General features: G+C 44.9%; 12 protein-coding genes. 4 read left to right on the forward strand and 8 right to left on the reverse strand.

The window, feature by feature from the left end; translation table 11 throughout:
- Nucleotides 1-8: 8 nt before the first annotated feature.
- The 5 genes from BK026_RS02880 to BK026_RS02900 form a co-directional block, all read right to left on the reverse strand.
- Nucleotides 9-827, reverse strand: a complete 819-nt coding sequence (locus tag BK026_RS02880; protein WP_071814463.1) for a sulfite exporter TauE/SafE family protein — start codon at nucleotides 825-827, stop codon at nucleotides 9-11.
- 101 nt (nucleotides 828-928) lie between these two features.
- Nucleotides 929-2,506: a gamma-glutamyltransferase family protein gene (locus BK026_RS02885; RefSeq protein ID WP_071814464.1), complete on the reverse strand. Its 1,578-nt coding sequence runs from the start codon at nucleotides 2,504-2,506 to the stop codon at nucleotides 929-931.
- Nucleotides 2,507-2,697: 191 nt separating this feature from the next.
- The gene (locus tag BK026_RS02890; RefSeq protein ID WP_071814465.1) at nucleotides 2,698-3,984 is read right to left on the reverse strand and encodes an amidase; all 1,287 of its coding nucleotides are present in this window, start codon (nucleotides 3,982-3,984) and stop codon (nucleotides 2,698-2,700) included.
- Nucleotides 3,985-4,274: 290 nt separating this feature from the next.
- Nucleotides 4,275-4,838, reverse strand: coding sequence for a DUF924 family protein (locus BK026_RS02895; protein WP_071817459.1), 564 nt, complete (start codon nucleotides 4,836-4,838; stop codon nucleotides 4,275-4,277).
- Between the two features lie 162 nt (nucleotides 4,839-5,000).
- Entirely contained in the window at nucleotides 5,001-5,834 is an 834-nt protein-coding gene (locus tag BK026_RS02900) for a MurR/RpiR family transcriptional regulator (protein ID WP_071814466.1), read from the reverse strand.
- Between the two features lie 418 nt (nucleotides 5,835-6,252).
- On the opposite strand from BK026_RS02900, the gene BK026_RS02905 reads away from it, so the two are divergent.
- Both BK026_RS02905 and BK026_RS02910 read left to right on the forward strand, forming a co-directional pair.
- Entirely contained in the window at nucleotides 6,253-6,879 is a 627-nt protein-coding gene (locus BK026_RS02905) for a CPBP family intramembrane glutamic endopeptidase (protein ID WP_071814467.1), read from the forward strand.
- Nucleotides 6,880-6,926: 47 nt separating this feature from the next.
- Nucleotides 6,927-8,315 (forward strand): mechanosensitive ion channel family protein, encoded by a 1,389-nt coding sequence (locus BK026_RS02910; RefSeq protein ID WP_071814468.1) that lies wholly within the window; start codon nucleotides 6,927-6,929, stop codon nucleotides 8,313-8,315.
- Nucleotides 8,316-8,332: 17 nt separating this feature from the next.
- Here the strand turns inward: BK026_RS02910 and BK026_RS02915 are convergent, their stop codons facing one another.
- From BK026_RS02915 to BK026_RS02925, 3 genes are all read right to left on the reverse strand, one after another.
- Entirely contained in the window at nucleotides 8,333-9,382 is a 1,050-nt protein-coding gene (locus tag BK026_RS02915; protein ID WP_071814469.1) for a DUF3080 family protein, read from the reverse strand.
- Nucleotides 9,383-9,447: 65 nt separating this feature from the next.
- A complete protein-coding gene (locus tag BK026_RS02920) occupies nucleotides 9,448-10,197 on the reverse strand; it encodes a pteridine reductase (RefSeq protein WP_071814470.1) in 750 nt (249 codons plus the stop codon).
- A 195-nt stretch (nucleotides 10,198-10,392) separates the two neighbouring features.
- Entirely contained in the window at nucleotides 10,393-11,277 is an 885-nt protein-coding gene (locus BK026_RS02925) for a fructosamine kinase family protein (RefSeq protein ID WP_071814471.1), read from the reverse strand.
- A 423-nt stretch (nucleotides 11,278-11,700) separates the two neighbouring features.
- On the opposite strand from BK026_RS02925, the gene thrS reads away from it, so the two are divergent.
- Entirely contained in the window at nucleotides 11,701-13,617 is a 1,917-nt protein-coding gene (thrS, locus tag BK026_RS02930; protein ID WP_071814472.1) for a threonine--tRNA ligase, read from the forward strand.
- A 111-nt stretch (nucleotides 13,618-13,728) separates the two neighbouring features.
- A complete protein-coding gene (gene infC, locus BK026_RS02935) occupies nucleotides 13,729-14,268 on the forward strand; it encodes a translation initiation factor IF-3 (RefSeq protein WP_071814473.1) in 540 nt (179 codons plus the stop codon).
- Nucleotides 14,269-14,295: the final 27 nt, after the last annotated feature.

The following is a 14,295-nucleotide window of genomic DNA, read 5'->3' on the forward strand; positions in this document are numbered from 1 at the left end:
GAGCACTCCTAGATAAGCACTTGCGCTAACATACGCAAGCCAGTGATGATAAGAACAACGGCAAAGATTTTCTTGAGTAAACCAGCGTCTAGTTTGTTGGCGATAGTTGCACCAAGTGGCGCAAATAACACGGTCAGCGGAACAATGCAGGCAAAGCCCAGCAAGTTTACGTAGCCGTAGGTAGCGAAGGGCGCATCAGCAGGTGTAGTACCTACAAATAGCAGGGTAAGTGCCGCAGGAAGCGAGATGATCAGGCCAACCGCTGCGGCTGTGCCCACCGCTTTATGCGCAGGGTAGTTACAAAAAGTAAGGGTAGGTACGGTTAACGTGCCGCCGCCAATACCCACCATAGAGCTAAACAGCCCAATACAGGTTGCCATAACCGACTGACCCCCACGGCCCGGAAGCCCTTTAAATAAGGCATCTTTCTTGCCAATAAGCATATTAAGTGCTGACAAGGTGGCGATTACACCAAATAGTAAAGTCAGGAATGTTGGGTTAACCACCGTTACCGCATAACTACCTGCAAGCACGCCAATTAAAATGAATAGTGCCCACGCTTTTAATAAAGCAAAATCTACGTTTCCTTTACTGTGGTGAGCGCGAATAGAGCTAACTGAAGTAGGAACAATTGTCGCAAGCGACGTGGCTGTGGCTATAACCATTGCGCTTTCTGGCGACACACCAAGGGCTTGAAATAAGAAAAACAGTACCGGCACAATAACAATGCCGCCACCCACACCGAGCATACCTGCCAGTATGCCCGCGAATACGCCCGTTCCCGCAAGCGATAATATAACCGTAAGGTTATCAATTAAAAACTGCATGTGATTTCTTTCTCTTTAACGTTTTTTGTTTTAACTATTTTGTACATGCTGCGTCTTAGTAACTACAACGTAAACGGCAAGACTTAAACGCAGTAACAAAACTAGCGATGCCCTAAATAGGCTTTACCGTCGCTTCTTGGGTCGCTTGCGCCGCTTACGGTGCCTTCTGTGTCTCGAATAATTGCGCCAGCATGGCCCATCAATTCATTGCAAGGATCTACCGTCACCATATCGTGGCCCCGAGCCAGCAAGCTCTCGCCTACATATTCAACAAGGTCTCGTTCGGCTTTTAGGTTGTGGCTTTGATCGCCCCATGTTCTGCCTAGAAGCCATCGGCCAAGAGATATTGCTTTAGCAATCGGCTGTCCGTGATAAATATGGCGCGCGAAAAGTGCTGCCTGAGTCTGCGGCTGACCTTCACCACCCATAGTGCCGTAGCTCATACGGCGACCATCAATAAGTTCTGCAAAAGCTGGGTTTAATGTGTGGAAAGGCTTCAGCCCCGGCGTTAAATATTGGTTGCTGTTAGCGTCTAGCGAGAATGAGGTGCCTCGGTTGTTCCAAACGATACCCGTTTGCGGGCTTACTACGCCTGAACCGAATTCCCAATAAAGCGATTGTATGTAGCTCACCATACGTCCTTCACTATCGCAGCAGCCCATCCAAATGGTATCGCCGTGCTTGGCTTCATGTGGCCATGGCAGGGCTTTGTCTAGTGAGATATTCTTTACCATCTCATCAAGTACATGGTCGCTCAGCAGGCTTTGTAAACTTACCGGCGTACGAGAAGGGTCGGTTACGTTTGCGTTACGTGCAATAAAGGCTTGTTTTGTGCACTCAATGAGTAGATGCACCATGTCGGCGTCGGTGCTACCTAAATGCTGAACTCTGTCATAAAGCGCCAAAATAATGAGCGACGCTACACCTTGCGTTGGTGCAGGCAAGTTATAAAGTTTGCCTTTACTGGTAGAAACTGACAAAGGCTCAACTATGGTTGCTTTGTAGTTGTTGAAGTCTTCAAGACGGATAGGGGAGCCTGCCGCTTCTAAATCTTCAGCTAGCTTTGAAGCCAACTCACCGTGGTAAAAATCATCTAACCCTTTTTCTGCTAGGTGTTTCAAGGTTTCAGAAAGCTTTGTTAGCTTTAATATTTTACCTTTTTTAAGGGCTTTACCTTTAATCAGAAACTGAGCGAAGTTTTCATCTGCACTTAGTTCTTCAAAGGTTTTATTGCTGGCATCGACTAAACTTTGCGTTACTTCAATACCCCAGTTAGCTTGGCTTATTGCTGTGTCAAACAGTGTACTTAACGGTAAACCACTTTGCCATTCATGGCTTATTTCAAGTGCAGCTTGCCAGCCAGCAACGGCACCAGCCATGGTCAGTGCAGACTTTCCGCCTCGGCTAGGGATGGCATCGCTACCTTCGTAGAACGCAGGCGTTGCGCCTTGTGCCGCCACGCCCGATGCATCAATACCAATAGGCTTTTTACCCGGTTCACTAATTAGCCAAAAACCATCGCCGCCCATACCGTTCATATGGGGGTATTCAACGGCGATAGAGGCAGCTGCTGCAACCATAGCTTCAATCGCTGTGCCGCCTTTTTCAAGAATGTTTAAGCCTACTTGCGATGCCGCAAAGTGAGGAGCAGTAAACGCGATATTAGGTTTTTCACTCATAATTATTTCCTTCAAAACTTAGCAACCACGCCGTCATTTTGAGCCCTAGTTAGTCAAGAGCTAGGCAAACTGACGCGCGTTTAGGTCTTACTTCCGCTTTCTACTTTCAACTTGAATGCGATAGGGTGCTTTATGCCTTATTTAAGTACGATTTAACTGTGACTCAAATAAGGCCAGCACACTATGCACGTTTAGCGAGTGGTTAGCTGTTTTGCTAACGCGAGAAGTGCAAGATCGTTGCCTTTTTTGCCCACAAGCGATAATCCGCATGGGGCGTTGTGTAGGGTAAACAACGGCAAATGAAGCTGAGGTAAACCAGCAAGCCCAGCTATAGCAGTAAGTGCAAGCAGAGCGTTTCTATCATTTGCCAGCGTCGTTTCATCAGCGTCGCAACGAGGTGCAACGCCGGGTGTTGTGGGCATAACCAATACATCTATTTCTTCAAACAGTGTATTTATATGGTTTATTACCACAGATTGTTGCGCTTTAGCCTGTTGTATATCTTGGGCAGTGATGGTTTTACACCAATCCAAACGCAACATAATATCTTTAGCGATATTGGGTTGAGTGACTTCAATCCATTCGCCATGCTGCTGCCAAATCTCGCTACCTTGTAATGTACGAAATGTAGCGGCAGTTTTTAATGTATCTAAATTAAGCTGTGTTTCAGGCAACTCAATGCAGTCGTTTTGCTCTGCGAGCGCTGAAAGCCAGGTTTTGCATAGCGATTTGTGAGCAGTTTGCTCGAACAAATGGGCTGCTATGCCAAGTTTAGGAGCTTCTGATATTTCGCTTTGCGCTGCGCTATTCAAACAAACGTTTGCAACCTTAGTTAGCGTGTCTAGGTCGCGGGTCATCCAGCCTACAGTATCAAACGAAGGCGCAAGTGCTACCATATTGTCGCAAGCAACTGCGCCATGAGTGGTGCGAAGCCCCCACAACCCTTGATAGCTAGACGGCACCCGAATAGAGCCGCCCGTATCTGTACCAAGACCAATGTCGGCAAGGTGGGCGCTAACAGCTACTGCAGAGCCCGACGAAGAACCTCCAGGAATATGTGCTGGCGCCACTGGGTTTACGAGCGTTTCGTAATGTTTATTTTGCCCATGTAGGCTGTAGGCCAGTTCATCGGTAATGGTTTTACCTTTAAACGCGGCACCTGCCCCCAGTATGAGTGCCACACAACTATTTGTACTTTCTGGTATAGGGTGCGTCGCTAACCAGTCAGGATTACCCGCCGCAGTTGGTAAACCCTGAATATGAAACAAATCTTTTACCGCTAGGCCCAAGCCACACAGCGCTTGGTGTGCATGGTGGCGCTCACCTGTCGGGCAACAAGCCGCTGCTTGCTTTTGCCCAATACTAGATGACGAAGTTTCATCCTGAATGGGGTCATAGCGGTTAAGGGTTGCTTTTAGATTGTTAATTGCCTGCGTGAACGTTGCATCACAGGGCTTCAGTACAAAAGGAGAGCTCACAGCGCATTCTTATTAGTTGATGTTTCTTTATTCGTCTTTACTTCATGAAACAACTGTTTCATTAAAAAGTCAATAGAAACGATCGTTACTCTGGCATAAATCGAGAAAGATAAAATGGAAAACGTAAGTTAAGAAATGCTAAGCCGCTAAATTAGTTACGTCTAAAAACAACGTAAATAGGTGAAACAGCAACAAAAACATTGGGTGGAATGCATTATGGTGTACTTTAGAAGCAGGCACGTAGGTCAAAAGCCCAAAAGTAAAAACTTAGAACAAAACCTACACGATTATTAGAACCCTTGAGGATACTTGTTCAAAAACGCCACTTCGTCAGGAGTGGACTTCCTTCCTAAAATGGCGTTTCGGTGAGGGTAACGGCCAAACCTCTCTATAACGTGCTGATGACGTTTTTCAAAGGTAAATTCTTGTTCTAAGCCGTCTTGAGAGAACAGTTCCATGGCCACATCATGAATAGCCAGCGATTCGCTGTGCATAAATGGCATGTAAAGAAACGCTCGCTGTTGAACAGTGAGCACCTTATCTGCTTCCACGCTCACGGCCTCTTGGGCAAGTACGAGCGCGATGCCATCAGCGCTGAATGCGTTTGGCTTGTTGCGATAAATGTTTCTCGAAAATTGGTCGAGAAGAATGATTTCGGCTAATCTACCCGTTGCGGTAGCGCGCCAAGGCCATAATTCGCCAAGGGTCGCAGCTTTATGCAGCGAGGAAAATCGTGATGTAATTGTTTTGTCTAGTGCCGTATCTTCCGTAAACCATTGTTCAGGCGATAATTCCCCGAACCAAAAGTCTAGCACACCGTTAGCTTCTTCCATGACCACTTGCGTTTTATCCATTTTTACCTCAACAACACGCTCACACCAATACAACTTCAGTCTTAAGTCGATGTGACTTTTACCTAGTTTTTAGTTAAAAAGTTCAATTTTCGCTTGCAAAAAAGAAATTCTCTGCTACCAAAATTAAAATAGTATTGCTTAAAAAGTGTGCTAAGGGAAGTGTTACCTTTTAGGACTCTCTAATTCATCCATTTGAATATAAATATCGGTGATGGCGTCAACACGGTCTGCTGCCTTGCTGCCTAAAGCTTCATAGGTAAGGTTACACAGTGATGCGACTAAGCTCATTGGTGCAGCATAGCTATCAAAAGGCGAGTCACTGCCAATATGGGTGACAATGAGGTGATCGACATCGTGGCGATAACCTTGTCCTGTTGGGTCGGTGATAAGTACGGTTTTACAGTGCTTTATACTATTTAAAACAAACTTAAATTGGCGGGTTCTACGACGAAAGCCAAAAAGCACCACAACGTCGTTTTTGGTTAGGTCAATAATATCTTCGCTCAGGGTCTGTCCAGGCTGTGGAAGCACGCGAACCGACCCCCTTATTTGTTTAAGCTGCTGTCGAAAATGGAGGGCAATGGGGTAAGCGTTGCGAAACCCAATTAACGTAACCTGGCCGGCTGATGCGAGTAATGTTGCAATGTCGCTTAATGCTTCAGACGACGTACCTTCGAACGTATTGGCTAGGTTTTTACTATCACTCTCATGTTGCAAAACGCCACTTGAAGGGCTTACCACCGGCACGCCTTGCTCACGAAGCTGCACAAGGGCTTCTTTGGCTTGTTGGTGTGAATCGAAGCCTAATTGTCGAAAGAAACGACTTACAGTCGCTTTCGACGTTCCCGTTTTTTCGGCTATCAGTGATGTTGATTGGCTTAATACGGCAATGGGGTTTTGTTGAATATAATGCGCTATAGATTTGCCCGAAGGGGATAACGAGGCATAGTGTTTTTCAATTTGTTGTAAAACGTCGCTAGGGCTTTTTTTTGTCATTGGTGTCGCCTTATACATCTCGCGCAATTATTTCACGACTTTTGTGCGATATACAAACACTACGTGAAAATGGCCGACTATCTCGTATCAATTACGATTAAGGTGTTAGCTAAAACAACTACGAACCGCCCTTATCCATACCCTGATCTTGCGCCATGAAGGGCCCATTCACATTTAAAAAATGTAAACCTAATAATAGCTTACATGCACTACATGTTTTATAGGGCTAAAGTAGCATCTAATTACTTACTCAAGCTTTGCAAATTGGCACTACACTTTCATATAAATTAATCGTGAAAATTCATAAAAGTGTCATCGGTTGGTAATTGTATTGTTGATCTGTCTTCGGTTCTACAGGCGCAAAAATTCTGGAGAATCATCAAACAGGATCAGCAAGACTTAGAGAAAGAGGTAAGTTGTGGCAAAGTTGTGGTCCGAATTGATCGTGTTATTTGTAGCGATCCCTTTTGCCGTTCTCTACTGGATTAAGCATTTTGCAAGTTATCTCATGCCTATTTTAGGGGTGATGGGGCTTTGCTGTTTAGCGGTCTTGTTAGCAGATAAACAATTTAAACGGTTTAAATTGTGGCATTGGGAAGACTATCGAATACATTTTAAAAGTACGCTTAGATTATTTTTGCCATGGGCAAGTTTACTGGCGCTGGTAGTTTACTTTTTAAAACCCGAACTGTTTCTTCACTGGCCTATGAATCAGCCGTGGATGTGGGTGGCGACCTTGCTGATTTATCCCATCGTTTCGGTGATCCCCCAAGAGATTATTTTTCGCACCTATTTCTTTCATCGCTATAAGCAAATTTTGCCCTCTAAGTACGCGAGATGGGCGTTAAGTACTTTTTTATTCGGTCTAGCACATTTGGTATACGGTAATTGGGTAGCGGTTGTGATCTCTTGGATTGGCGGGGGCATTTTTGGTTACCGGTATATGCAAACCAACTCAACGCCGGTTGTAGTTGTTGAACATGCCCTTTGGGGAAGCTTTTTGTTTACCATTGGGTTGGGATCTTATTTGGTTATTGCGTCGTAGATATTTGTAGTAAAAATCAATACACATGAACGCCAAGGAGTAAGGTGATGTTCAGTGCTCAGCAACTATTATTAATCGATATTCTTAACAAGCGAGTAGGGCTTTCTTTTACGCAAACCGATACACCTTCAAGCGAACGTTTTATACAAACTTTGCTTCAACAAAGCGAAGAAGGTGGCGCAATAAGCAGTTTATCCAGTGCACAGTCGCTACTCTCTCAGCTTTGGGATAGCTTTATTTATCGCTTACCTGGCTTGGCTTTAGGTTTGGTTATTATGGTGGCGTTTATTTTACTAGCGCCACATATTGCCAAGGTAATAGTAAAACCGTTAACACGCACAACCACCTCTGCGCTGCTGCGTTCGGTTATACAGCGAAGCGTTAGCTTGGTGTTAATTCTGCTTGGCATTTATCTCTTCTTGTTTTTGGCCGGGCTAACCGCGTTTGCCATCGCCGTGGTGAGCGGCACTGGCGTGGTAGGGCTTATTCTTGGCTTCGCTTTTCGCGATATTGCAGAAAACTTTATATCAAGCTTACTTCTGACTATCCAACGTCCCTTTAGAATTGGTGACATCGTTCAAATTAACGATTTCACCGGAATTATTCAAAAAGTCACGGCGCGGGCTACTACCCTGGTTGACTTCGATGGTAATCATATTCAAATACCCAACGCCACAATCTACAAAGGGGTCATTAAAAACCTAACGGCCAACCCGCTTATGCGAGGACAGTTTATTATAGGCGTAGGGTATGATTCTGATATTCAGCAGGCACAGCGAATAGCGCAAAATATCACAGCAAGCCAGGACAACGTTTTAAAAGATCCTGAACCGCAAGTTCTGATAGATGAATTAGGCTCGTCTACTTACAACATTAAGGTTTATTTTTGGGTAAATGTAGAGAAAACCAGTGTGTTGAAAATGGCGTCAGTGCTAATGCGTAAAATAACCCAAGCATTCTTAGACGCTAACATTAGTATGCCTGATGACGCGAGAGAGCGTATATTCCCAGAGGGCCTGCACCTTCGTGTTGAAAAAAATGAAGCGACAGCTTTGCAAAGAAGAAAAGAAGAAAGCCTAGAAGATAAGGGAAGCGGGTCTTCAGGGATCTCTGGTGACCGAAAAACAGCCTATAAGGACAAGGTTGACAATGCAAACTCTCAGGTTAAAAGCAGTGAAAGCCCTAGTATAGAAAGCAATGATGAGAGTAAAAATACATTAGGTCATGGCGCCGCCGGTGATTATTCGGTTAACCCAAACGATGCGATAGCGCAAAGCGCCGGGCGAAAACACAATAGTGACCATAAAAAACCAGCTTATAACGAAATTCCTGAAGAGCGCATGTCAGCACAAGATGACGTATCGTCAGAAGCGCATGAAATTAGAGAGCAAGCCCGCAGATCGAGAGATCCTGAGGCAGGTGAAAATATTCTTTAGTGCAAGCTTTATCCAAATTAAACGGGTGCGACAGGTGATAAGTTGCACCTACCAAGAAAGTTTTGCCATAGTTTCACATGTGCTTTCATGGCGTTGCTGTATTCGGTAAAACCGTCTTGTGTTTGTTGCTTGATATAGCGTTTAAATTCTTCATGCAGCAACGGTTGTGCAAGCCAGTCCTCCCATAATGGAGCCATCTTATAGTGGTACTGATTCACCAAACTACCTACGGGCTGTATTTGCTCAATAAAAAACAAATAAAACACATTGCGTAATATTTTAGCGTTGTCGCTGGCGCGTCCCTCTGGGCAACTCACGGCATCAAGCTCACTAGCAAGCATGCTTGTAAGCAGCGAGAGGTTTTGCGTTAACGTTTGCTGGGTGTGCCAAAGCGTGGCGGGTAATCGGGCTGAGCGTATAATTTGAAGCTGCTGCTCTAACTCGCTGCTGTCTATAGGGCGTTCGTTTTTGTTGTTTAGGCTATCAAGGTAATACAGGGCATTAACACTCGACAGGGCATCTTTGTTATTTTCAACCGACATTAAGCGTTCAGGAGTATTAAGTGCTAAACGCAATTCCTGACTTCCCTGGATAAGGTTTGCCCACGTCTTGCTATAATCTTGCGACTTTTGCTCACGCCACGACGCAATGGTCGCGGCCAGTCCCGCATTGTTTGTGTTAGCGCTATCAGCTTCAGCAAGTGCTGCTTCACAATTTTTTAGCGCCGTAAGCAGCTTGCTTTCATACGCCAATCTTTGCGATGGCAGCTGGCTTTTGCCCAACGACGTATTGCGCTCGGCCACAACAGTACCTAATTCACAATCTTGCAGAGCATAAAATTCACGCAGATTAATGCTTACCCCTTCAATATTGTGTTTAAGCGTGGTCGAGTCAGCAAGCTTGGGAAGCGGTGTGGTGATTTTTTCATTAAAGGTGTCGGGTAGGGAAACATCGAGCACACGAGAAAGCCGAGCTGCATAATCTTCAATGCTTTGTTTAACGGTACCGCCTCCAAAACAGCCAAGTAAGGTAAACAGCCCCACACTAATAATGCCAACCCGGGCCATGTCTTTTATCTTGCGAACGTTACGTTCTAACCCATTAAGATGAAGAGCATTTACCCAAGAAGCCTTCACGCTGATGCTCCGGTATAAAGGCCGCGCCCACCATCAACGTAAATGATTTGGCCAGTAATGTAAGACGCCGATGTTAGAAATGAAAGGGTATTGGCAATATCTTTAGGTGTACCGAGTTCGCCAAGTGGAATACTCGACAACAATTTGTCTTTTTCTTCACTACCCATTTCACGTTCTGGCCACAGTATTGCCCCTGGTGCAATGCCATTAACCCGCACATGTGGCGCTAGATCTATCGCTAACGATTGGGTAAGCGAGGCAAGGCCCGATTTAGCAAGCAAATAAACGCTATGCTTGGGAAGTGGGCGGTCAATATGCATGTCGACCATGTTAACAATACAGCCCCTGCTTTCCTTCAATGCCGGCACCAGCGCTTGCGATAAAAACAGCGGGCCTTTTACGTTGCTACCTATTAACGATACCCAATCATCTTCCGAAATTTCACCCACTGGCGTAGGGTAAAAACTAGACGCATTGTTAACTAAAACATTAATCTTACCCCAAATGCGAAGAGCCTGCTGACCAAGCAAGGTTACTTCATCTGAGTTACACAGGTTTGCTTGCAGGCAGGTAGCGGAATCTGCGCGCTGACTATTTAGCTTTTCGGCTAGTGCAAAGGCATCGTCTTTAGAGTGCCCATAATGAATGATAATGCGATAGCCTTCGCTATGAAGCTTACACGCCATGGCGGCGCCTATGCGTTTTGCTGCCCCTGTGATTAGCGCAACAGGGCCTGAGTTTGTCATAATAAAAGCTACTCTCTATTTTAAATCTTCATATTTTTATATGCTGTTCTTACACATGTTAAGCACTATTTAATGCAGGCTTTCTACGGTAATTCACACATAAACTGGTTAACAAAAAACAAAATACAGGCTAGTTCATAGGTCACTTTGTATATAGCTGCTTTATGTTAAGCTATGCTCGGCGCTATATACGAATTAGGAGCTGTAAATGTCGTCTATTACTTGTCTGGCTTGCGCAATGTAATGCGTGCCGAATAATAACCCGTGATTTAAAATATGGTAAAGCTGGTAAATTGGTTTTCTTAATTGGTAATTTTTTTCAATCGGCGTGTGCTGGTTGTAGCCTTCAAAAAAGGTTTGCGGAAAGCCTCCAAACAATTCAGCCATGGCAAGGTCGGTTTCGGCGTCACCAACATACACGGCAGGGTCAAATAACACCGGCCCTTTTTTATTAAAGCCAGCATTGCCGGCCCATAAGTCACCGTGCAATAGCGAAGGGTGGGGCTGATGCAAACTTAGAAGATGCCTCACTTTCGTAACGATAGTGTCTATGTTGCCGTTTTCTGTTGGCCACAACCCATTTGAAGCTAACCGTTCTAGCATGCTGCCTATGCGTTTCTCGGCGAAAAAATCTGCCCATGACGCCATGCGACCATTGGTTTGCACACTGGCCCCTATGTAATTGTCATGCGGCCAGCCATAGCTGGTGTAGGCATTTACTGCGTGTAGCATAGCCAGCTGCTGCCCTAGAGTGAAATAGTCAGGCGCCGTAGGTTCGATAAATCGCACATGAGAAAGTACCAAATATTCTATATTAGGCGTTTCATTAGCAGTAATGCCATGACATATGACTTTTGGCGTGGCAATGGTTTGGGTGTCAGCGATAGCGGTAAGCCCCTCGGCTTCATGAGACAATTGCTGAGTATCATCATACTTTCGGGTCTTAACGAAATAGCGATGGGTTGTATCTTTTATGATGTAACTGTCGTGAGTATCTCCGCCACTTACTTGCTCGGCCTTTTGGCAGCTAAAAAACTGTTGGGTCTTATCTGAAATATGCTCGCTGATAAAATGCCACATATTACACACTCTGCTCTATTCATTGCTTCAGCTTGAGAAGGTTTGATATATAATGCGCTCGCTCAATCACCCGTACTCCATCTGTATTAAAGTATGGAATAAAATGGGTAAAATGCATAAATTCCTGTTTCAAAATCTTGCCGATTGAAGAACAAAGTAACTCTTATTCGCTAATTCGGGCTTTTCAATATTGAAGTTGACCATACACTGGTTATAATCCACCACTTGCTTATCGCGGCCTACTCTAGTTCAGGTCTATTTACCACGCAGAATAAGAATAGTTGTTCGTTGAATACGTGTGTTTTGATAATGCAAGTTTCGAGTGCTTTAAGTTGAGCAAGTTGATATTGCGATGAAGCACGATTTATTTTTTAAAAAATGCATGTGGCGCAGAGTAGGCGTCACCACTGTAAAGGAATTAAAATGCCTGTAATTACCCTTCCTGATGGAAGCCAACGCGCTTTCGAAAATGCTGTTTCTGTACTCGATGTTGCAAATGATATTGGCCCTGGTTTAGCCAAGGCAACCATTGCAGGAAAAGTAAACGGTGAGTTAGTTGACGCCGTTGATATGATTGACGCGGACGCACAACTTCAAATAATCACTGCAAAAGACGATGAAGGTCTAGAAATTCTTCGTCACAGTTGCGCGCACTTGTTAGGTCACGCTATCAAACAACTTTGGCCTAACACCAAAATGGCTATCGGCCCAGTTATCGACAACGGTTTCTATTACGACGTTGATATGGAAGAAAGTCTTACCCAGGAAGATTTAGCCAAACTAGAAAAGCGTATGCTTGAACTGGCTAAAACCAATTACAACGTGGTTAAGAATAAAGTGAGCTGGCAAGAAGCGCGCGACGCATTTGAAGCGCGCGGAGAAAGCTACAAAATGGAAATTCTTGATGAGAACATCAGCAAGGACGACCGCCCAGCACTTTATCACCACGAAGAATACACAGATATGTGTCGTGGACCTCACGTGCCAAACATGAAGTTTTGCCATCACTTCAAACTGATGAAAGTGGCAGGTGCTTACTGGCGTGGCGATAGCGACAATAAAATGCTTCAGCGTATTTACGGTACTGCCTGGGCAGATAAAAAGCAGCTTAAGTCTTACCTACAGCGTTTGGAAGAAGCAGAAAAGCGTGACCACCGTAAAATTGGTAAAGCACTTAACTTGTTCCATTGGCAGGAAGAAGCGCCAGGTATGGTGTTCTGGCACAACGATGGTTGGTCAATTTACACAGAGCTTGAAAGCTTTGTACGAAAAAAACTGCGTGAATATGGCTATGACGAAGTAAAAGGCCCGCTGATGATGGACCGTACGCTTTGGGAAAAGTCGGGCCACTGGGACAAGTATGCTGACAACATGTTCACTACGGAGTCTGAAAAGCGTGAATATGCCGTTAAGCCTATGAACTGTCCAGGCCACGTACAAATTTTTAACCAAGGTTTGAAATCGTACCGTGACTTACCGCTAAAAATGGCGGAGTTTGGTTGTTGTCACCGCAACGAACCATCGGGTGCACTACACGGCCTCATGCGTGTTCGCGGCTTTACGCAAGACGATGCTCACATTTTCTGTACTGAAGAACAGATCCTAGAAGAGGTGAGTGGCTGTATTAAGATGGTGTACGAGACATACGCCGCGTTTGGTTTCGAAAATATCAAAGTTAAGTTGTCTACTCGCCCAGAAAAGCGCGTAGGTGCTGACGAGATATGGGACAAATCAGAAGCTGCGCTTGCAGATGCACTTAAAGCCAATGATATCGAGTTCGATTATCAGCCCGGAGAAGGTGCGTTTTACGGACCAAAAATTGAGTTTACGCTGCACGATTGCTTAGACCGTGCATGGCAGTGTGGAACTGTACAGCTAGATTTCTCAATGCCAGGTCGTTTAGGCTCTACTTACGTCGCGGAAGATGGCGAACGCAAAGTGCCGGTAATGATTCACCGCGCTATTTTAGGTTCACTAGAACGCTTCATTGGTATTTTGACCGAAGAATTTGCGGGTTTCTTCCCGCTGTGGCTAGCTCCTCAGCAGGTTGTGGTGATGAATATTACCGACAAACAAGCTGAATATGCATCAGATTGTGTAAAAAAACTGCAAGAATTAGGTTTTAGAGCAAAGTCTGACTTGCGAAATGAGAAGATCGGCTTTAAAATCCGCGAGCATACATTGAAGCGTATTCCGTATATGCTAGTAGTGGGCGATAAAGAAATGGAAGCGGGCGAGGTAGCAGTGCGCTCTCGACGCGGCGACGACCTAGGCAAAATGCGCCTGGAAGACTTTATTGCCATGGCTCAACAAGAAGTTGTTGAAAAGACGATTAAGTAGTTGAGCAAATTGTGTATAATGCACAATTAAGGTGTCTGCTTTTGGTTTAACTTTAGGTCAATCGACCTCCCAGAAGCAGACAAAAGAATTAAATGTTTGGAGGAATAGCACATTAAAGGCGCTAACAACAAGGCTCAGGGCGACAAAGCCCGCATTAACGATGAGATTAAAGCCAGAGAAGTAAGACTAATTGGCAAAGACGGTGAACAGGTTGGTGTAGTTTCTTTAGCAGAAGCTACTCGTAACGCAGAAGAAGCGGGCCTAGATCTAGTAGAAATCAGTCCGAATGCCGAGCCGCCAGTCTGTAAAGTTATGGACTATGGCAAATTCCTCTTCGAAAAAAGTAAAGCTCAAAAAGAGCAGAAGAAAAAACAGAAGCAAATTCAGGTCAAGGAGATTAAATTTCGCCCTGGCACTGATGAAGGCGATTACCAGGTCAAACTGCGCAACCTGCGTCGCTTTCTTGAAGGTGGTGATAAAGCCAAAGTTACGATCCGCTTCCGCGGTCGTGAAATGGCGCACCAAGACATCGGTATCGATCTACTAAACCGCGTTAAAACCGATTTAGAAGATATCGCTACATGCGAGTCTTTCCCACGTCGTGTGGAAGGCCGTCAGATGATCATGGTGCTAGCCCCAAATAAGAAGTAGTAATGGTCTAAAGTTTTAAGGAATCTG

This window comes from Alteromonas sp. V450, assembly GCF_001885075.1.
Lineage (GTDB): Bacteria > Pseudomonadota > Gammaproteobacteria > Enterobacterales > Alteromonadaceae > Alteromonas.